Consider the following 18541-nt stretch of genomic DNA (forward strand, 5'->3'; position numbering starts at 1 on the left):
ATCAGCTGCGACGGCCGAACAGCCGGTTGAGCGGGTTACGCGGCTGCTCCGATGGAGACTCTGCTGCTGGTGCCAGTTCCGCTGGCGCCGGATCCTTCTGAGGTGCGCTCTTGTCTGCGGCGCTCCGGGACGGATCGGCATCCTGTCCCAGGGACAACTGCTCCACCATCGCCGCATCCGGAGTGGGGGTCTTGATACCGCACACATCGCGGTACATCGCGTCGTACTGCACAGCGGAACGATCCCAGCTGTAGTCCTGGGTCATGCCGCGGATCTGCAGCTGGTTCCAGCTGCTGCGATGGCGGTAGGCCTCCCAGGTCCGCACCAGTGCTGTGTAGAAGTCGACCGGTTCGAAACGATCGAAACAGAAGCCGGTGCCGGCGTCAGCTGCCGGGTCATGGGGGGGAACCGTATCCACCAGACCACCCACCTTGCGCACCACCGGAACGGAGCCATAGCGCATGGCATAGAGCTGACTGATGCCGCAGGGCTCAAAGCGGCTCGGCATCAGGAAGGAATCGCTGCCGGCGTAGATGAGCCGCGAGAGATCGTCGTCATACGTGAGGAAGACAGCGCAGCGACCGGGATGACGGGAGGCCAGCTGCCACAGGCCTGATTCCAGCCCCCGGTCGCCGGTGCCGAGCACCACGATCTGGGAATCGGTGTAAGCCAGCAGGCGATCGGCGACCTGAAGCAGCAGATCGACCCCCTTCTGATCGACCAGGCGACTCACCATGCCGAGCACAAAGGCGTTGTCACGCACTTCCAGCCCCATGCGCTCCTGGAGAACGCGCTTGCATTCCGCCTTGCCGGAGAGATCCTCGGCGCTGTAGTTGGCGGGAAGAGCCCTGTCCGTGGCGGGATCCCAGGCTTTGAGATCGATTCCGTTGAGGATGCCGCGCAGTTTGCCGGAGACGAAATTCAGCAGTCCGTCGAGTCTCTCGCCGTATTCGGCCGTGCGGATCTCCTGGGCATAGGTCGGAGAGACCGCATTCACACGATCGGCATAGAGCAGCGCCGCTGCCATCGTGTGATCTCCCTGCATGTACCAGGGGCACCAGGTGATGCGATCCAGCTTCCAGCGCCAGGGTCCCTGGTACTTGAGGTTGTGGATCGTGAAGACCGTGCTGATCTCCGGGTCCTGGTGCATCCACACCGGAATCATGCCGGTGTGCCAGTCATGGCAGTGAAGCACCTGAGGCTTCCAGACATTCCAGGCGAACTCGGCGGCAGCGCTGGCGAAGAAGGTGAATCGCCAGTCTTCATCCTCACCGCCGTAGATCCGCTCGGGATCGAACACGGGATGCCCCACCAGATAGATGGTCAGGCCGTTGGAGGGATGGCGGGTTTCGTAGACAGCGAACTCGGTGCCCATCGTCTGGGCGCGCCAGATCGGCTCATCCGGGATCGCGAGCTTGCTCCAGAGCTTCCCGTAGCCCGGAATGATCAGCCGCACATCGTGCCCGAGTCGGGTCAGAGCCGGGGGCAGCGAACCGACGACATCGCCCATCCCGCCCACCTTGATCATCGGGGCGCATTCGGCGGCGGCGAACAGGATGCGCATCGATGGACTTCCGACTTGGCGCGGCGACTTTAGGGGCAACCCCGGCCCGCGCTGCATGCTCCGGCCGTCACGGCAGCACCGTCACCGGTGTTCCGAGATTCACCTGCCGGTAGAGGGATCGCACATCTTCGTTGTACAGACGCACACAGCCATGGGAGATCGCACGCCCCACGGTCCAGCGATGCGGGGTGCCGTGAAAACCGGTGGTGGTGCAACCCTCGATCGTGATCCAGGTTTCACCGTCGTGGGCATCACGCCCGAGGCAATCGCGATGGAAGGCGATCCAGTGGCTGCCGAGGGGATTATCAGGCCCCTGCTCCTCCACGCGCTCTCCGGTGACCGGATGAACCCAGATCGGTTGGTCGATCTTCTCCATCACCCGGAAGCGACCGGTGGGGGTCTCCCAGCCGGGCATACCGACAGCCACGGGGAAGGCGCTGCGCAAACCGCCGTTCTCGAGGAGCAGCAGCCGACGGCGACCGCGCAGCATCACGATGTGACGCTCCTTTTTCTGCAGCAGATCCGAAGGCAGTGATGCCAGTGCCGCCATGACCGAATCCATCGACGCTGACCGCAGCAGCGGAGCCGGATCCGGGGGCGTCAGTGGAAGCATCGACGTCAGGGTAACCAGCCAGTCCCGGAAAAATCAGGGGGGCGTTTGCCGAGGAACGCATCACGCCCCTCCTGCGCTTCATCGGTCCGGTAGAAGAGGTGGGTGGCCTGTCCGGCCAGCTCCTGGATGCCGGCCAGCCCATCGGTTTCGGCGTTGAAGGCGGCCTTGAGACAACGAATCGCCGTGGGACTGTGCTGCAGCACCTCCCGGGCCCAGCGCGCCCCTTCCGCCTCCAGCTCCTCCAGAGGCACCACAGCATTCACCAGCCCCATCCTCAGGGCTTCTTCAGCGCCGTAGCGACGACAGAGGAACCAGATCTCGCGCGCTTTGCGCTGGCCGACCACCCGGGCCAGAAAGCCGGCGCCGTAACCGCCGTCGAAGCTGCCCACCTTTGGACCGGTCTGCCCGAAAACGGCGTTGTCAGCAGCCAGGCTGAGATCGCACAGCAGATGCAGCACCTGACCGCCCCCCATGGCATACCCGGCTACCAGGGCGATCACCACCTTCGGCAGGCTGCGGATGATCCGCTGGAGATCGAGCACATTCAGTCGCGGAAGGCCGTCCTCCCCCACGTAACCGCCGTCGCCGCGCACGCTCTGGTCACCGCCGGCGCAGAAGGCGTGGACCCCGTCCTGGGACGGCCCCGCTCCTGTGAACAGCACCACGCCGATCTCCCGCTCATCGCGGACACGACTGAAGGCATCGCAGAGCTCCACCACCGTCTGCGGCCGGAAGGCATTGCGTTTGGCCGGCCGGTTGATGGCGATGCGGGCGATGCCTTCATCGCAGCGGTCGACAAGGATGTCCGTGTAGGTGCCCCAGGGCTGCCACGCGACGATCGATTCACCGGGAAGAACCCGCCGCGCCAGGGACATCGGCTTCAGAGCGTCATCGCCTCATTCTGAGCAGCGGAGTGCAGCTGTTGGCGCAGAACCGCATCGCCGCGTCGATCCGTGCAGGCCCGCAGCAGCGCGGGGCCCTGTTGCGCCAGACCCCAGTCCAGGGCGTCATGCAGATCCTCCAGACAGCTGAGAGCCCGCCCGGGAATGCCATGGGCCGCAGCCAGTGCCAGCGGATCGACCCGCTGTGGCATGGCGAACAGCTGATCGAATCGCTCCTCGCCCTGCTGCTGGATGTCCAGCTGCTGGAAAATTCCACCGCCGCCGTTGTCGATGAGGATCACCAGCAACGGTGGCCCGTCAGGACCGCCGTGAAGCCAGCCGTTGGCGTCGTGCAGCAGGGCCAGATCACCCGTGAGCAGCACCATTGGTCCCAGCGACCAGGCCAGTCCCATGGCCAGCGACAGGGTGCCGTCGATGCCGGAAGCACCGCGGAAGCTGAAACATCGGCGATCAGCCCCACCCTTACCGCTCCACAGCATCCAGTCCCGGACGGGGGAGCTGGCCGCCAGCATCACAGGCAGACCGCTGGGCAGCAGCTGACCCAGGGCGCGGGCGAGCGCGGGCTCAGTCACAGCCCCCCTGCAGGGAAGAAGCTCATCCAGCAGGGCGCCGAGACGATGGTCCGGCTCCGCCCAGGCGGTGCTCAGACCAGCCCGTCCGGGGGACTGCTGAGCCAGCCAGGCCTCCATCCCCCCGCTCCACGGCGCGGCTCGGCCGAGCGGGTCGAGCGGACGGGCATCGCCTTCACTGATCAGCACCTGAGGCCCCCTGGCGGCAGCAAGCCAGCGTTCCAGCGCCCGACTGGCAGGCATGCTTCCCAGACGCAGCACCTGCAGATCACTGCCGCCGTGGAACTGATCGAGCAGCAGCGGCCAGTGATGCACCCGACCGGGCCACTCCACCGGCAGAGCGGCCAGCGGATCGGCCAGAAGAGGCCAGCCGCTGCGCTCCAACCAATCCGCGAGCGCACCGCGATACCCCGCCAGATCGGTGCTCAGTCCCCGCCATGGTCCTGCCACCACAACGCCCGCCTTTGCGGGATCCAGGGCCGGAGCTGAGGCCTCCGGCGGATCAACGGTGGTGGTGCTTTCGGCGACGCCCACTGCAGGAGCAGAAGGGTTTCGCAACCCGCACAGCACCTGCTGCTGATCGGGGAGGGCGGCGTGGAGCGGCTCCTCGAACGGGATGTTCAGATGAACCGGACCGGGAGGTTGACCGGCCTGCCCCTGGGCATGGCGCCATCCCCGTAAAGCCAGACGATCGATGTCGGCAGCTGAAGCAGCGTGCAGACCAGTCGGGGCGATGTTGCCGACCCAGCGGCAGGCAGGATTCAGAAACTGCTCCTGGTTAACGGTCTGATTCGCTCCGCAGTTCTTGAGCCGTTCCGGTCGATCGGCCGTGAGCAGCAGCAGCGGCTGACAGCTGCGATCGGCCTCGACGGCGGCTGGCAGCAGATTGGCGACCGCTGTGCCCGAGGTGGTCACCACCGCCACGGACCTGCCGGCCGCCGTCGCCATCCCGAGGGCGAGGAAGGCTGCCGATCGCTCATCAATCGCCGTGAACAGCTGCAGCATTCCCTGCGACGCCATCAGGCCCGACGCCGTCGCCAGAGAACCGGAACGACTGCCTGGACAGAGCACCAAACGCCGCAACCCCTGACCGTGCAGGGCGCGGAGCAGGCCAAGAGCCGCTTCGAGGTTGGCGCGGGCAACCGACAGTGCAGGAGAGCACCACTGCAGGAATCCTGCTGCAGCACCATCTCATCCGTCCCTGATCCAAGCCCACCCGATGCGAGGGTGCGGCCATGAGTCCCTCCCCGTCCCCACCGGATCGCCCCCGCGAGGGTGGTTTCTGGCGCAGCCTGATCCTCTGGGCCCTCCTGGCGCTGCTGATCCGATGGCTGGTGGTCGAGCCCCGCTGGATCCCCTCCGGATCGATGCTCCCCACGTTGCAGCTGCAGGACAGAATCCTGGTGGAGAAGATCCGACCTCCCCTGGAACAGCAGCGGGGTCGGCAGCTGCCTCTGAACAGCATCGTGGTGTTCGCGCCACCTGCTCAGCTGGTGGACGCCGGGTACGACGCCTCCGCCGCGCTGATCAAGCGCTTGGTGGGGCATCCGGGCGACCAGCTGGAAGTACGCGACGGCCTCCTGATCCGCAACGGTGAGCCCGTTCCGGAGCCCTGGCTGGATGAGCCGATCACCTACGCCATGGCACCGGTGACCGTGCCGGATCATCAGCTCTGGGTGATGGGCGATAACCGCAACGCAAGCCTGGATTCCCATCTCTGGGGTCCGCTGCCGGAAGCGAACGTGATCGGCACTGCGATCTGGCGGTACTGGCCCCTGAATCGCTTCGGACCGATTCGGTTCTCCACCACCGACGGAATCGAATCGAACTCTGAGGCTGGGGTAGGGTCAGGGCCGTGATGCAGATAACACGGGATGTTTAACCCCGAGTTCCTGACCACCGATAACAACGACGGTCAAGCGGGGAACAGCCTGATCCAGTATCTGCAGGAACAGTCTCCAGACACCCTTCAGAGGGTCGCGAAATCAGCGAGCGGCGAGATCCAGGACATCATCCGCCACAACGTTCAGGGACTGCTGGGGATGCTCCCCGGCGAGCACTTTGAGGTGAAAGTCACCTCCAACAGGGAGAACCTGGCCAACATGCTGGCCTCGGCGATGATGACCGGTTACTTCCTGCGCCAGATGGAGCAGCGAAAGGAACTGGAGGAAACGCTGTTCGCCGATGATCAGATGGCGATCGAGCCCGACGACCAACTCAACCTCTGAGCTGCGGATCCGTCGGGACCACGCCGAGCTTCAGCAGACGCTGATCGATTGAGCTCAGAAACGCCCAGTTCGCATCACTGGGTGCCCAAGTGTCTGTGTTGAGCTGTGAGCAGAGCTCATCGGAGCGTTGGGGGCTGAAGGCAATCGGAGCGCTGTAGTGCGCTGGCACAAGCCACCGCATCCCATCGAGTCTCCCGATCTGCTGAAGCCATTGCAGGAAGGTCTCCAAGGCGCGCGGCAGCACGAGTCGTTCCACCACGGGCGCCACCTGAAGGAGAGGTTGATGGTCTCCGATCAGCCCCATGGCCGCGTCCTGCCAGCCCTGCCGCCATCGGAATGGATAGAGGCCGAAGTGAGCGCGGGCAGTCCGTAAACCAGGCCGGAAGGCATGGCGGAGCAGCTCGGAAATCGGGGGAACCTCGAGCGGCTCCGGCCGCAGATAGGAAGCGAACAGCACCAAACGGGCCCAGCCCCGCCGCCGCGCCTCGGGCGTATCGAGGAGCGGCTCGTCACCCCGTTCCCTGGCGTGGAACAGCAACGGCGTTGGATCGAGATCAAACAGAGCCGGTGGCTCAGCCGAAATGCCAACCAACGCATCGGTCACCATCAAGGCACCGGAAGGGCGGTGAAAACAGCTGATCTCTTGAAAGCGACCAACACCAAGATCGAGCGGTCCAAGCGTGATCCACTCACACACGTCGCCATGGGGGACGCCATCGTCGAGCAACACCTTGGTGCGGTGTGCTGGAACGCCCAACCAGGACAAGGGCAACTGCACCGGGAAACTCCATTGACCGGGGCACACCCAAATTTCCGCATCCGGGAAGGCGCGGGCCAGGGGGCCGAGGGGCAGCTTGTGCTCCAGGCCGGAGGCGGTGGGGAGCACGATCGTGCGCACCGGGCCGTGCTGCTGTTCAAGGCCAGCAATGGCCTGACGAAGCTCACCGGTGGGCGGCAGTGGATTCACCAACATCAGCCCGCCGGGCACCTTGGCCACGGTGAGCCGCACCGGCACGGCCACGTAATACACCCCCTGCAGCTGCTCCAGGCTCCAGAGCTGGCCAGGGATCAGCTCACTGAACACCGTGCGACGGCGGCCAAAGGGATAAAGCGGCAGCAGCGGCCACCACGGCCAGCGTTGGCTGGCTGCTTGAGAACCGCTTGCAGCCAACCCATCAACGCAGGTTCAAAGATTCTGCACAGGAGTGGCGCGATGCGGAGAACGCAGATGCCGACAGAATGATTCCAACCATTCCGGACGCTTGACCCTGAGGCCGCTGCGCAACCTTGTGATCCATCTGCTGGCTTGCCTTGCGATCGTGGGTCTTGGGGCGGCAGACGTGTCTGCCTGTATCGAAGGTCTTGAGTGGGGCATGACGCTGGATCAAGTCACAGCACACCTCGGCGAAATCCGTCAGGCAGGCCCCGATCAACCGCAGAAGTATCAGGCGCTGAACGCACGCCTCGATGAAATCCCAGTGGTCCAGTCAACGTTTGAACTGAGTCCCGGCACCGGCTTGAGGTCGTTGGCCTACGAGTTTGAGGTGAGCGATATGACCGAAGTGCTGGCAGGCCTTCGTCATCGCTATGGGCAGCCGTTGAGCATGAGCATCGACGATCGCCAGGTCAACCAACAGTTGTGGGTCTGGAATACCGGTGACGATCTGATCACAGCCGTGAACAGCACCTCCATGGGACGCCATCAATTCCTCATCTCCTACCGACCCAGTCGACTTCGACCCAACAATCTCTGAATCCCTTTCACGCAAAAAACCGCGCGTTGCTAGACGACGACCCGCGAGTCCGTAGCCCGAACCTTGACCATGCGCCCGGTGACGCTCTGCGCATCGCGGTGGACAGGGGGCCATCCCAACCACCAGAATGAGAACGATTCCCACTAGAGAAGGGCTGTCGTCCCCCCACCCGACGGCGGATGCTGGAGACCATGAGCACAACCTGGTTGATCTCAGGTCCGCCGGGGTGCGGGAAAACCACCTGGATCCTCAACACACTGCGCGAGCATCCGGGTCCCTGCGGATACCTGCGTCTGAAGGGCACGAGCCAAGAAGGCCTCGAGCAGGGTTGTGATGCCGGCATCGACCGGACCTGGCTGCAGGACCAGATCCCATCGCTTGAGGACCTCTCGACTCCACAGCCCAGCCCCGCTGCGGCTGATCGGATCAACCTGATTGAGCTGCAGCAATTCCAGGCCCCGCCGGAGGGAGCCCCCGAGGCCATCGACCCAGCCATCCGATCGCAACTGGACACCCTCCAGCTGAGACCGGACCGATGCCTCCATTTCGGCCGTGATCCGGAGTTACCCGGCCAGGACACGCTGGCGTTCAACAGGCTGGAGGCCTGGAGCCTCAGCCTCCACAACAGTGTCTGGGACCCCAACAGCCTCAGCAGCTTCTGGTTCGAGCTGGTGAATGGTGCCTATGGCGACGTCTACCGCGCCAAGGCATTGATGAATCTCCCCGACGGCCGTGCCTTCTTCTGCAACTGGATGGTGAGTCAACAGGGCTCGCAGTTTCTGCCCCTGGAGAGGGTGGAGCCACCCCATGGCCGACCCAAACGCTCGTCGGAGCTGGTGGTGCAGGGCAAAGCTCTCAATGGCATCGGCATCCAGACCACCATCGACGATTGCCTGATCAGTGATGACGTGCTGGAAATGCATCAGGCCCCGATGCGCGACCAGCAACCCGAGACCACCCTCACCCGATGACGCCCATGGCCCACGCCGTGATCTCATGCCTCCACGCCAACCTGGCAGCCGTTGAGGCTGTGCTGGAGGACATCGATCGGCAGGGAATTGAAACGATCACCTGCCTTGGAGATCTGGTGGGTTACGGCCCCCAACCGAATGAAGTGGTGCAGCTCGTGAGGGAACGCGCCATCCCCACCTGCCAGGGCTGCTGGGATGAAGACATCATCGATGGCCTTAATGCCTGCGAATGCAGCTACCCCTCGCAACTGGCGGAACGGCGAGGCCACCGGGCGCATCACTGGACCGCTGAACAGATGACGGACGAGAACAAAGCCTTCCTGGCCAGCCTTCCGATGACCCTGAGGCGCGACCGGCTGCTGTTCGTTCACGGCAGCCCGAACAGTCAGCACGAATATCTGCTGCCAGACATGAGTGCTTTTGCGGCGCTGGAGCGGGTCGAAACCGCCGGAGCGGACACGCTGTTCTGCGGCCATACCCACCAGCCCTATGTGCGCGAACTGAGTGGTGGATCGATCCGGGTGACCGTGGAACAGGCCGGCAGCGAGGGGGCCACGGAACAGGAACTGACCCTGCCGATGCGCCGCATCGTCAACGCGGGATCCGTGGGTGAGCCCCGCCATGGCGACACCAAGGCGACGTATGTGATCCACAACGACACCAGTGGTGAGGTGACGATCCGTGAGGTGGAGTACGACGTGGCGAAAACCTGTCAGGCCATCGTCGATGCCGGCCTGCCTGAGGTGTTCGCCTGGCGGCTGAGCCATGGTTTCGAATATGCCGAGCGGGCCGACGACGCCAGCCACGTGTGTGAGCGCTGATGGAACGCTGGGCTCTGGTCAGTGGACTGCGCGGTGATCTGGATCTCTATGAGCGGATTCAACGCGACCTCTCAACGCAACGGGGCGTCGAAAGTCTGTTCGTGCTGGGGGATCTGATCGGCCCTGAGCGCAACTGCGATGCCTTGCTGGAGCGATTGCGCCAGCCCAAACGCGGTGATCTCAAGCCCGACTGCATCTATGGATGGTGGGAGGAGCAGCTGCTGGCCGAACGGGGATACCGCGGTGATCAGAACGCACAGGTGCTGCGCCGGGAGCATGGCGACGATGCCGTCGACGCACTGCTCAAAGCTGTTGATGAACGCCATCTCCCGTGGCTTGCCTCCCTGCAGTTCGGCTTCATCGAACTGGATTGCGCCCTGATCCATGGCAGCTCCGCCGACATCGGCGATCGGCTGACAAGCGAAACGTCGCCTCTCATCCTTCTGGATCGCCTCACCCGGCTGGATGTGAACCGCCTGTTCACCGCCCGCAGCGGTCAACAGTTCCGCCTGGAACTGACCGGTGGTGCCATTCAATCGCATGTGAAAGACACAGCCGGCGAACAGCAGCAGGAACAGGCCGTTCCCAAACGCAGCGTGATCGGCATCGGCCAGGGAGCCGCCTTCTCGCTGTACGACCCCGCCACGGATCGACTCGACTTCATGAGAGCTGGAGACCCCTGCGTGACCCCGCGCCGGACTTGATGCGCAGATGAAGATCCCCGAAGCCTTCAACCCCCAGGTGCCGGAACAGATCCGGCAGGATCGACACATAGATGTCCGCCGAACAATGCGAGGGTCTGCCATCAACGCCGTTCTGACGGTGCCGACAGCTCTTTCACTTCTGTTCATCGCGCCGTTGCTGACCATCGGCCCGGCTCACGGCCACGGCAAAGGGATCTACGAAAGCCGGAGCGAGGCTAAGAAGCGCGCTGAAGAGATCGGCTGCTCCACGGTTCATCAGAACAACGGGAAGTGGATGCCCTGCGCGGATGAGCAGGAACTGCACCGGCAGTTGCGAAAGCACTAATGGATCACCGCAACACCTCCCGCCAGCGTCAGGCCCGCCGACTGCACCGGTGGGTCGTACCGATCGCCGCAGCTCCACTGCTGCTGACAGCGGCGACCGGTTCGCTCTACAGCCTTCTGCTGGAGATGAACATCGATGCCTTCTGGTTGCTCAAGATTCACACCGGAAACTTCGGCCCCTTGAATCTGCAGCCGGTCTACCCGGTGCTGCTCGGTGCCCTCACCATCATCGTGACCGGATCAGGTCTGCTGATGCTGCTCAGGCCTGCACGCTGAAATCCAGCACCAGATCCCCCACGTCATCCCGGCTGATCACAAAACCGAAGCCATCGACACGGCCTCTCCACTCACCGGCATCGCTGTCTCCCTCCAGTCCCGTCGACTCTTCCACGGTGTGTCCGAAGAGAACGGCAAAACAATGGGCCGCCACCTGGGCCGCCTGATCGGCATCCATGTCGTCGAGTTCATGGGCCTCCAACGGACCACCCTCCAGCAGCTCGGAGTCGATCACATTGCCTCTGCCGAGATCGGCCACCAGGGCCTGAAGCCCGTCTGGAGCCGTGATGTCACCCATGGGTCGTCGTCGTCAACGCCTTCATCATCCCCAACCCAGGGCCAGCGCCGCCGTCAGAGCCGTGTCGACACTGAGTAAGCGCTCCCCGAGATGCACCGGCCGGGCGATCACCGCCTGGGCCAGATCCAGTTCAAACGGCACGAAGCCTCCCTCGGGGCCGATCATCACCACCGCAGGCCCATCGGCCGCACTGCTCAGAGCCTGGGGCGATCCCATCTCGGCGATCAGGCAGGGACGACCGGAGCAGATCTCCACCAAACGGTCCTCGACGAAGGGACGAAACAATCTGTGCTGGTGCACCCGGGGCGCGACGGTGTCGCAGGAGCGCTCCATCCCAGCCAGCAGAGCCTCCTCGACCTTGTCGCCTGCCAGCAGGGGGGACTGCCAGAAGCTTTTCTCCACCCGGGCACTGTTGATCAGATGCAGATCCGACACCCCGAACTCCGCCACCGTGCGCAGAATCCGGCGCAGCATCTTCGGCCTTGGCAAGGCCAGAACGATCTCGAACCGATGGCGCCTCGGTGGTGGTTCGCGCGTCTGAACCGCAAGCTCGACCGTCGCAGCATCCATGGCCACCACCCGACCTGTGCCCAGAGCACCATCGCGGATGCCGACCCTGAGCGTGTCACCGAGGTTCGGTTTGAGGAGCTCAAGGATGTGAACCGCCCGCCGATCACGCAGCAGCACGGTGGTGTCATCCAGCCAGCAATCCTGGGGACCGAGGAGAATGACGTTCACCGCCTCAGCACCCGGCGCAGCGACGACCGCTCAGCAGTGCTCGAAGATTCCGACCTGAGACGGCGGCACTCCACCGGCGACTCTGTTGGCGCAATAGGCCGCATCCGCCTCCTGCATGGCCTCCCGATCCTCCTGGAACCAGCAGCCGTACATCAGATTCAGGATGCGATCCACATCGAGCTCCCGCTCAGCCACGTCCTGCCACAACCGACGACTGAGTTCCTCATCCGCCAGCTGGAACTGAGCACGAGCCAGGTTGCGTGCAGAGGAGAAATAGAGATCCTGCTCGTGATCCCTGGTGCTCTGATAGCGCAGGAGTGTGGTCTGGATGGCCTGGAGAAATGCCACGGGCAGCGTTGCCTGTTTGTTCAGCATGAGTAGCGAGCGCTACCAGAGCAATCGGTATTAACGCTGGTTGAAGAGAAGATCGATCCGGCCACCGTTGCTGATCACCCCCTGAACTGCAGGCCCAACGTGAGCAATCCCGCGGCAGCGATCCAGCTGCCGACCACCCGCAGAGAGATGCGGACCCACTCGCGGTGGCTGACGGAGGTCTGCGCACTCACCAGGGCGGCGAGCACCGAAAGAGCACTGACAACCCCGAGCAGATCAAGAGACAGTGGCCCCTCAAGGGCCATGGTGCTGCCATTGCCGAGGCCGAACAGCAGACCGCTGAGGGCGGACAGAACAGCAAGCCATCGCGGCTGCATACGCCACTGCAGTGCCACCAGACATCCGATCGCCGTGAACCAGAGGATGCTGATCGTTTCGAGGGAATCCCCAAGGGCCAGCACCTGTCCCAGGCATCCTCCGAGCCACCAGCTCAGGGGCAGCACCAGCAGCAGCATGCGCCCCCCAGCCTGCCCCTGCTGACCTGACAGCAGCGACAGGCCCAGCACCAGCAGCAGATCCGCCGGCGTGATCAACAGATGGGCGATGCCGTCATAGAACCCGCCGAAACCGGTTTCCATCAGGTGGGCGAACAAGGGCGACATCGGTCAGATCTGAAGCAGAAACCAGACACCACTGATGGTGATCGCAGCGCCGATCAGCTGCACCAGTCGGCGGCCCACAGGCCATCGACGCAGCTCACCCAGCAGGATGCCCACCAGATGCAGCAGCCCTGTGGCGGCGACAAACGCCAGGCTGAACAACAGAGCATTGGCTCCATCCGGCAGTTCACGGCCGTGCGCATAACCGTGGAACAAAGCGAACACCCCCACGAGGGCCAGCGCCACGCCAAGGGGAACACGCCGTTCCAGCGCCACCAGCAGCCCCAGCACCATGCCCGAGATCGCGATTCCAACTTCCACGCCGGGCAGAGGCAGTCCCAGCAATCCGATCAGACCACCGAGCGCCATCACCATCGGGAAAGCCACCGGCAGCAGCCAGATTGCCGGAGCGGCCAGCACCGCTCCCCAAAGGCCGACAGCAACCATCGCCACGACGTGATCGAGTCCGGTGACGGGATGCAGCAAGCCTGAGAGCAGGCTGCCGGCACCACCACTCTCCACATGCGCGCGGGCGGCGGGAGCGAGCGTGATCATCAAACCCAGCAGCAGGGCCATACGGCGGGTCATCGTCAACCTCCTGGCAGAAACAACGCGGTGGTGTGCTCAAGGGTCCAGAAGGCCCCGGCAACCCCCACCGCATAACCGGGAAGGCGCACTGCCCACTGGGGCCAGTGAATCTCGAGTTGTCGAAAGGAGCGCTTCAGAGCAAGCACCAGAAACACGAAGACGTCCTGGCCGATCTCGATGCCGATGTTGAACAGCAGCAGCGCCAGCAGCAGCTCGCCGCGGGGCAAGCCCAGATCAGCGAGACCGCTTGCGTAGCCGAAGCCGTGGATCAGACCGAACCCGAACGCCACCACCCAGGGACGACGGATGGTGAAGCTGCTTTGCCCCCGCCAGGTGCGGACCACCTCAACACCCATGAACAGAATCGACAGGGCGATGGCCGCATTGAGAGGCGGCGCCGGGACACGCATCACCCCGATCGCCGCCACCGACAACGTGACGCTGTTGGCGACCGTGAAGGCCGTGATTGTTTTGAACAACGTCCAGCCATCCCTGACGATCAGCAGCAACGCCAGCACGAAGAGCAGGTGATCCACACCGAGCAGGATGTGCTCGATACCCAGGCGCAGATAGGTGATGGCACTGGTCTGTTGCGCATCGCTGCTGATCGCTCCGATCAGCGCCTCCCCCTTCTCCGGTTGGATGAGGATGGTTTCCGGCCCTGATGAATCCAGGGACGTCACGCGCAGCAGCACCTCCGTGCCGACAGCGCGCAATCCGTCAATGCTCACGAGCCGTCCCTGGAGAGACGTCTCACAGGAGAGTTGCGCTGTGTACACCAGGGCGCGACGCTCCAGCCGTGCATCCAGACTGCCCTCGGTGGCGCAATCGTCAGGGAATCGAGGAGCCAGAGGCAACCTTGCACCGCGCTGCAGGGGCAGTTTCCAGATCACGTCATACACCTGGGGAGCTGTTTCCTCGAGTTCGAGGTAGCCGGGCATCAACTCATGACCCAACACCACGCCGGGCCAGAGGAAGCCGAAGCAAAGCAGCAGGGGCCAGATTCGACGGATCACGGAGTCAACTCCGGTCGACGCACGCTGTAGCCGTTCAACAAGCGCTCATAGGCATCATCCTGGTATCGGCGAAGCTTGTCTTGAAACCAGTCGCGAGTGACCTCTGCGCGGATGTCATCGAGCTCGGGAATCGCCCCCTTTGCAACAGACTCCACCCGAACCAGATGGCGACCGTAAGCCGATTCGATCGGCCCGGTCCATCGCCCCTGGGCCTGACTGAGCAGTGCATCCGTGAAGGTGGAGCCGAACAACGCGACGAGATCCTTGCGTGAGAGGTCGGTCCAGTTATCGGCGAGATCGATGGGGTCACCGAGGCCGTTGAGCTCCATCTCCTGGTCTTGATTGTTCAACAGCAGAAGCGCGGCCTGCGCATCGTCCGCAAGGGAATCACCGCGTTGTTGCGGATCAAAGAAGACATGGCGGAACGACACCACTGCATCGGTGCGGTATTGCTTGGAATTGGCGGTGAAGTAGGCCTCAAGCTCAGACTCTGCCGGCGCCTTGTTGGGGAACTGACTCTCATTCAGGAACTCCATCTTCTGTCGAAGACGCCTCCGGATGATTGTGTCGTTCTGATCAAGCCCGAGCTTCATCGCTTCGCGCACATAGACCTCGGTGCGGACTTCGTCATCGATCAGGGCCTGAAGCTCCTCCTTGGAGGGAGCACGCTGCCACGTGAGAGCGAATTGACTGACCATGCCCGACGCCTGATCGTCGGTGATCACAATCTCAGCAGCGATTGGTTGCTGAGATGGTCTCAACGCGGCATTGACGACAAACAGACTCGCTCCAATCAGTAGAAATTGAACAACAGGCTCCCGAAGCAAGGATCGCCATTGTTGAAACTTAGCCATAGAAATATTCAGGGCGGAGATCACTCCCCGCCCACATCTACAAGCGATCAGGACGGGTTATACCAGACAGGACTGGAGAAGGCTCTTTCCTGATGGCTGTAGGGCAGATCCTGAGGCATTTCTGCATAGTTATCGAATCTCTTCCGATCAAAGGCCAACCAGGTTGGAGTGGGAATTTCCAACACCCTCACGTAGTAGAAAGCTCTCTGGCTGGGATCAAAGTCGGGGTCGGTCCAGGAGCCGCTCAGTGACGCTGCCCCGATGTTGTTTTTGAAGGTGGCTTCTTTCTCGTCCACCGTGTTTCCGACGGACGGGATGGAGCCATCGTCGGCCTGAACTCTCTTGTCTGGGTCCGACCAGGTGACGTTGTAGATCTTTTCATCCGTGGTTCCGTCGGCCTTCAGCCAACCCTTGACCATCTGAATACGGTCAAGATTGGCTCCATCGGGATCTCTAAGCGCCTTGATCTGGAACGTTGGAGCCTTGCCTTCCGGTGCCTGACTCAGATCCCCACCCATCGGGACCCCCTTCAAACAGGCCGCTTTTGACCAGTTTTTAGCAGCAAGCTCACTGCCATCGAAATCGAAGCCTCCATACATCTGCACGGAAAGCAGCGTTCCAGTTGTGCCGAATACCTCCTTACGCTCCATGGCATCAAACAAACCTTCTCGGGTGTTTTCCGATGCCCAAACACCAGCGAGGCCCGAAGAGCCAATCTGGTAGTTGTACATATCGAAGGCCTTGTCCGTTGCGGATTGCAAGAGGAACTTTTTCCAGCGGTCCTTGGAAGGTTCTGAAGTGAACGCTTTTCCGAAGAAAGCGTCTTCATCGGTGGTGACCAGGGAGGTGTGGCTGTCCGTGGCACCGATCACACCGAACTTGAACGGGTTGACACCCTCAAGCTGATCCTGCAACTCAAGGCCCCTGCGCAGGCCAGGACGGACGTACTCATACCGCATCATCTCTTTTGTAGGAGCCTTGAATGCGCCGAGATTGGAGTTGTCCAACAACCAGAAATCGGCAAATTCATCATTGGGCGACAGCAGGGGATGGGCTTCGCTGTGGCCTTTGATCTGAGTGATTTCAAAGAGGGGCTCCCGCTTCTGCCTGCGGCGTGCGTAATCAGCATCGATCGGCTGATTGGTCTCCTGGTGACGCGGCAGGAACATCGTTCCGCTGGACAGGTTGCCGTTATGCGGAATGGCGATGGCACGTCCTCCGGTCTTGTTTTCATAGCCATCCATGAAGGTCCACAGATCCTCAACATCCTCCGAGTCGTAAGCCGAGAACGGAGTGATCTGTTCAGCACGATCCTTGCCATCACGGAGGATCACAACCCGGTGCAGGTTTCCACCGCCAGGCTGACTTGTCCATTCGAAGCCGACCAGTGCTGTGAAGACCCCTGGCTTGTTGTTGGCCTCAGCACTGTCGAGATTGGCCCCCCACTCACTCGCAGAGAACTCCTTGGGGAGCTTCTTGGAGGTTCCAAGGGCTACACCCCGGATGAACTCAGAAGCGGCCTCAACACCCTTCCCTTCTTTAACGAGATCATGAAGCCTCTTCCCGAAATCGTCATTGATCAAGCCCTCGTCGGAACGTTCAATGGCCTGCTGAAGGCCAATACTCTCGGCGTGATCAGCAACAACGATGAAATCATGCGGGCGTCGCAATTGAACTTCTTCGCCGATACTTGAGGTGACCTTCTTTCCTTGAGCGAATTCATACGCCACATCACGATCGAGTTTATTACCAAACATTCCGGCGTCTGGTGACGCACTGGTGTGGAGGTGTGTGTCGCCGAAATAAGGACGATCTCCCGCCAGGCATTCAGGGGACTGGTCTGCACTGACAACCTCAGCGCCATCCACCTTGCTGGTGTCGGAAGTGGATGTATCCACACTCGAGCAGGAGGCCAGCAGAGGCTGCAGAGCAAGAGCAGACGCTGCGACCAGCAGATGTACGCGCACAGGAACCTCTGTGTCATAAACATCCGTCTTGTAGCAGTTAACACTGACTGGGACCGGCGAACTGGGATGCAAAGGCAGCAAAAACATCCACAAACGCTTTAATTGGACCAAAATAGCGAGAATGATAATCATTCTTGCAGTCATGGTTCATCGTTTGTGCCTAGCTGCCAACTCTTTGAACTATCACTCAGGATGGAAAGGAGATCACCATCTCCAAGGCAGGACAACATCTGCATCGAGCTCATTCCTCCCAGCCCGGATGACATCTGCCGAATCAAGATGATTTCCTGGGGAGTGCGATCAACCGTGCCTTCATCACCATCAACGTGCAATGCCACACACCCGGTGTTGCAATTCCCCATGGAGCTGAGAAGATCACCACTGTTTCAACGGGCATGGCGTGGAACGGTTGGCCACCGCCTGGGCAATCTTTCAGGGTTTGCTGCTGGAAGCGATTCCGTTTCTGCTGCTTGGGGTGCTGATCGCCGGTCTGGCGCGCTGGCTGGTGCCTCAGAGCGCCTGGGTCAGCCGCTTGCCCAGCAACCCGTTGCTGGCTCCGATCACCGGCGCACTGATGGGATTCGCCCTGCCGGCCTGTGAATGCGGCAACGTTCCGGTGGCTCGCCGCCTGCTCGCCAGTGGTGCACCCCTGGGAACCGGCTTCGGCTTCCTGTTCGCTGCACCGGTGCTGAATCCGATTGTTCTGGCCAGCACCTGGGCTGCCTTTCCCGATCAACCCTGGCTGCTGATCGCCAGACCTGCCGGGGCGTTTCTGCTGGCGATCCTGCTGAGCCTGCTGCTGGCACAACTCCCCGAGTCGCAGCTGCTGGAAACGGCGTTGTTAAGCGAACGACGTCTCAGTCAGCCGCTGCGCAACCTGGACCTGTTGCAGCGGGGCAGCGGCCTGATCGGTACGCCGCTGCCAGCCAACGCGGCACCGAGAGCGCAGCGTCCGTCGCCGCGGGACGTGCTGGATCAGAGCAGTCGGGAGTTCCTGGATCTGCTCGCCCTGCTGGTGCTGGGATGCGTCATCGCCGCCGCCGTGCAGACCTGGTTGCCCCGCAGCTGGTTGCTGGAGATCGGTGGCGCCCCGACGGCCTCGATCCTGGCCCTGATGGTGCTGGCGGTGGTGGTGTCGGTGTGCTCAAGCGTGGATGCCTTTCTCGCCCTCGGTTTCGCCGCCCAGGTGACCCCGGGTGCGCTGCTGGCCTTCCTGCTGTTGGGACCGGTGGTTGACCTCAAACTGGCTGGACTGTTCACGGTGCTGATGCGGCCCCGCGCCATCGCGATCACGGCCGTCGCTGCCAGCCTTGGGGTGTTGCTGATCGGTCAGTGGGTCAACCTGTGGCAGCTGTGATCCGG

General features: G+C 62.5%; 22 protein-coding genes. 9 read left to right on the forward strand and 13 right to left on the reverse strand.

Features of this window, described 5'->3' with window-relative positions:
• Position 1: 1 nt before the first annotated feature.
• The 4 genes from glgA to menD all read right to left on the reverse strand — a co-directional run bounded on the left by glgA (position 2) and on the right by menD (position 4758).
• Positions 2 to 1564, reverse strand: coding sequence for a glycogen synthase GlgA (gene glgA / locus KR49_RS02925; protein ID WP_043691448.1), 1563 nt, complete (start codon positions 1562 to 1564; stop codon positions 2 to 4).
• 67 nt (positions 1565 to 1631) lie between these two features.
• Entirely contained in the window at positions 1632 to 2177 is a 546-nt protein-coding gene (locus tag KR49_RS02930; RefSeq protein WP_043691450.1) for a L,D-transpeptidase, read from the reverse strand.
• A 5-nt stretch (positions 2178 to 2182) separates the two neighbouring features.
• Positions 2183 to 3052 carry a 1,4-dihydroxy-2-naphthoyl-CoA synthase gene (gene menB, locus KR49_RS02935; protein WP_043691452.1) on the reverse strand — a complete coding sequence of 290 codons (870 nt, stop codon included), beginning with the start codon at positions 3050 to 3052 and terminating at the stop codon, positions 2183 to 2185.
• A 5-nt stretch (positions 3053 to 3057) separates the two neighbouring features.
• On the reverse strand, positions 3058 to 4758 hold the full coding sequence (menD, locus tag KR49_RS02940; protein ID WP_043691454.1) for a 2-succinyl-5-enolpyruvyl-6-hydroxy-3-cyclohexene-1-carboxylic-acid synthase: 1701 nt from the start codon (positions 4756 to 4758) through the stop codon (positions 3058 to 3060).
• A gap of 125 nt (positions 4759 to 4883) precedes the next feature.
• On the opposite strand from menD, the gene lepB reads away from it, so the two are divergent.
• Both lepB and KR49_RS02950 read left to right on the forward strand, forming a co-directional pair.
• Positions 4884 to 5507 (forward strand): signal peptidase I, encoded by a 624-nt coding sequence (lepB, locus tag KR49_RS02945; RefSeq protein ID WP_043691456.1) that lies wholly within the window; start codon positions 4884 to 4886, stop codon positions 5505 to 5507.
• Between the two features lie 15 nt (positions 5508 to 5522).
• Positions 5523 to 5876 carry a DUF760 domain-containing protein gene (locus KR49_RS02950; protein WP_043691458.1) on the forward strand — a complete coding sequence of 118 codons (354 nt, stop codon included), beginning with the start codon at positions 5523 to 5525 and terminating at the stop codon, positions 5874 to 5876.
• Here the strand turns inward: KR49_RS02950 and KR49_RS02955 are convergent.
• Positions 5866 to 7047: a DUF4336 domain-containing protein gene (locus KR49_RS02955; protein ID WP_043691460.1), complete on the reverse strand. Its 1182-nt coding sequence runs from the start codon at positions 7045 to 7047 to the stop codon at positions 5866 to 5868. The two genes, KR49_RS02950 and KR49_RS02955, sit on opposite strands and share 11 nt — an antisense overlap.
• A gap of 91 nt (positions 7048 to 7138) precedes the next feature.
• On the opposite strand from KR49_RS02955, the gene KR49_RS02960 reads away from it, so the two are divergent.
• From KR49_RS02960 to KR49_RS02985, 6 genes are all read left to right on the forward strand, one after another.
• A complete protein-coding gene (locus KR49_RS02960; protein WP_253912801.1) occupies positions 7139 to 7630 on the forward strand; it encodes a hypothetical protein in 492 nt (163 codons plus the stop codon).
• A 191-nt stretch (positions 7631 to 7821) separates the two neighbouring features.
• On the forward strand, positions 7822 to 8601 hold the full coding sequence (locus tag KR49_RS02965) for a GTP-binding protein (protein WP_043696588.1): 780 nt from the start codon (positions 7822 to 7824) through the stop codon (positions 8599 to 8601).
• A gap of 5 nt (positions 8602 to 8606) precedes the next feature.
• Positions 8607 to 9422, forward strand: coding sequence for a metallophosphoesterase (locus tag KR49_RS02970; RefSeq protein ID WP_043696591.1), 816 nt, complete (start codon positions 8607 to 8609; stop codon positions 9420 to 9422).
• Positions 9422 to 10126, forward strand: coding sequence for a hypothetical protein (locus tag KR49_RS02975; RefSeq protein ID WP_043691461.1), 705 nt, complete (start codon positions 9422 to 9424; stop codon positions 10124 to 10126). Before KR49_RS02970 ends, KR49_RS02975 begins: the two co-directional genes overlap by 1 nt.
• Before the next feature lie 85 nt (positions 10127 to 10211).
• Positions 10212 to 10451, forward strand: a complete 240-nt coding sequence (locus KR49_RS02980) for a DUF3721 domain-containing protein (protein ID WP_043696594.1) — start codon at positions 10212 to 10214, stop codon at positions 10449 to 10451.
• Positions 10451 to 10726, forward strand: a complete 276-nt coding sequence (locus KR49_RS02985) for a hypothetical protein (protein WP_043691463.1) — start codon at positions 10451 to 10453, stop codon at positions 10724 to 10726. The genes KR49_RS02980 and KR49_RS02985 overlap by 1 nt, the downstream gene beginning before the upstream one ends.
• Here the strand turns inward: KR49_RS02985 and KR49_RS02990 are convergent.
• The 8 genes from KR49_RS02990 to KR49_RS03025 all read right to left on the reverse strand — a co-directional run bounded on the left by KR49_RS02990 (position 10710) and on the right by KR49_RS03025 (position 17311).
• Positions 10710 to 11024: a hypothetical protein gene (locus KR49_RS02990; RefSeq protein ID WP_043691464.1), complete on the reverse strand. Its 315-nt coding sequence runs from the start codon at positions 11022 to 11024 to the stop codon at positions 10710 to 10712. The genes KR49_RS02985 and KR49_RS02990 overlap by 17 nt on opposite strands.
• 24 nt (positions 11025 to 11048) lie before the next feature.
• Entirely contained in the window at positions 11049 to 11762 is a 714-nt protein-coding gene (locus KR49_RS02995; protein ID WP_043691466.1) for a 16S rRNA (uracil(1498)-N(3))-methyltransferase, read from the reverse strand.
• 30 nt (positions 11763 to 11792) lie between these two features.
• Complete coding sequence (locus tag KR49_RS03000; protein ID WP_052378146.1) at positions 11793 to 12137, reverse strand: hypothetical protein; 345 nt, start codon at positions 12135 to 12137, stop codon at positions 11793 to 11795.
• Between the two features lie 74 nt (positions 12138 to 12211).
• Entirely contained in the window at positions 12212 to 12757 is a 546-nt protein-coding gene (locus tag KR49_RS03005) for a HupE/UreJ family protein (RefSeq protein ID WP_043691468.1), read from the reverse strand.
• A gap of 3 nt (positions 12758 to 12760) precedes the next feature.
• Positions 12761 to 13342, reverse strand: coding sequence for a HupE/UreJ family protein (locus KR49_RS03010; RefSeq protein ID WP_084187932.1), 582 nt, complete (start codon positions 13340 to 13342; stop codon positions 12761 to 12763).
• Between the two features lie 2 nt (positions 13343 to 13344).
• Complete coding sequence (locus KR49_RS03015) at positions 13345 to 14358, reverse strand: HupE/UreJ family protein (RefSeq protein ID WP_253912802.1); 1014 nt, start codon at positions 14356 to 14358, stop codon at positions 13345 to 13347.
• Positions 14355 to 15083 (reverse strand): peptidyl-prolyl cis-trans isomerase, encoded by a 729-nt coding sequence (locus tag KR49_RS03020; protein WP_253912803.1) that lies wholly within the window; start codon positions 15081 to 15083, stop codon positions 14355 to 14357. The genes KR49_RS03015 and KR49_RS03020 overlap by 4 nt, the downstream gene beginning before the upstream one ends.
• A gap of 176 nt (positions 15084 to 15259) precedes the next feature.
• The gene (locus KR49_RS03025; protein ID WP_253912804.1) at positions 15260 to 17311 is read right to left on the reverse strand and encodes a DUF3604 domain-containing protein; all 2052 of its coding nucleotides are present in this window, start codon (positions 17309 to 17311) and stop codon (positions 15260 to 15262) included.
• 268 nt (positions 17312 to 17579) lie between these two features.
• Between KR49_RS03025 and KR49_RS03030 the strand changes: the two genes are divergently transcribed.
• Positions 17580 to 18536, forward strand: coding sequence for a permease (locus tag KR49_RS03030; RefSeq protein WP_043691473.1), 957 nt, complete (start codon positions 17580 to 17582; stop codon positions 18534 to 18536).
• The last annotated feature ends 5 nt before the right edge of the window (positions 18537 to 18541 follow it).

Source organism: Synechococcus sp. KORDI-49, assembly GCF_000737575.1.
In the GTDB taxonomy this organism is placed as follows: Bacteria; Cyanobacteriota; Cyanobacteriia; order PCC-6307; family Cyanobiaceae; genus Parasynechococcus.

Bases quoted from the DNA above. Each gene is read 5' to 3' on its own strand.
- glgA (WP_043691448.1), bottom strand. From the start codon at position 1,564: ATGCGCATCCTGTTCGCCGCCGCCGAATGCGCCCCGATGATCAAGGTG.
- KR49_RS02930 (WP_043691450.1), bottom strand. From the start codon at position 2,177: ATGCTTCCACTGACGCCCCCGGATCCGGCTCCGCTGCTGCGGTCAGCG.
- menB (WP_043691452.1), bottom strand. From the start codon at position 3,052: ATGTCCCTGGCGCGGCGGGTTCTTCCCGGTGAATCGATCGTCGCGTGG.
- lepB (WP_043691456.1), top strand. From the start codon at position 4,884: ATGAGTCCCTCCCCGTCCCCACCGGATCGCCCCCGCGAGGGTGGTTTC.
- KR49_RS02950 (WP_043691458.1), top strand. From the start codon at position 5,523: ATGTTTAACCCCGAGTTCCTGACCACCGATAACAACGACGGTCAAGCG.
- KR49_RS02965 (WP_043696588.1), top strand. From the start codon at position 7,822: ATGAGCACAACCTGGTTGATCTCAGGTCCGCCGGGGTGCGGGAAAACC.
- KR49_RS02970 (WP_043696591.1), top strand. From the start codon at position 8,607: ATGGCCCACGCCGTGATCTCATGCCTCCACGCCAACCTGGCAGCCGTT.
- KR49_RS02975 (WP_043691461.1), top strand. From the start codon at position 9,422: ATGGAACGCTGGGCTCTGGTCAGTGGACTGCGCGGTGATCTGGATCTC.
- KR49_RS02980 (WP_043696594.1), top strand. From the start codon at position 10,212: ATGCGAGGGTCTGCCATCAACGCCGTTCTGACGGTGCCGACAGCTCTT.
- KR49_RS02985 (WP_043691463.1), top strand. From the start codon at position 10,451: ATGGATCACCGCAACACCTCCCGCCAGCGTCAGGCCCGCCGACTGCAC.
- KR49_RS02990 (WP_043691464.1), bottom strand. From the start codon at position 11,024: ATGGGTGACATCACGGCTCCAGACGGGCTTCAGGCCCTGGTGGCCGAT.
- KR49_RS03000 (WP_052378146.1), bottom strand. From the start codon at position 12,137: ATGCTGAACAAACAGGCAACGCTGCCCGTGGCATTTCTCCAGGCCATC.
- KR49_RS03005 (WP_043691468.1), bottom strand. From the start codon at position 12,757: ATGTCGCCCTTGTTCGCCCACCTGATGGAAACCGGTTTCGGCGGGTTC.
- KR49_RS03010 (WP_084187932.1), bottom strand. From the start codon at position 13,342: ATGACCCGCCGTATGGCCCTGCTGCTGGGTTTGATGATCACGCTCGCT.
- KR49_RS03025 (WP_253912804.1), bottom strand. From the start codon at position 17,311: ATGATTATCATTCTCGCTATTTTGGTCCAATTAAAGCGTTTGTGGATG.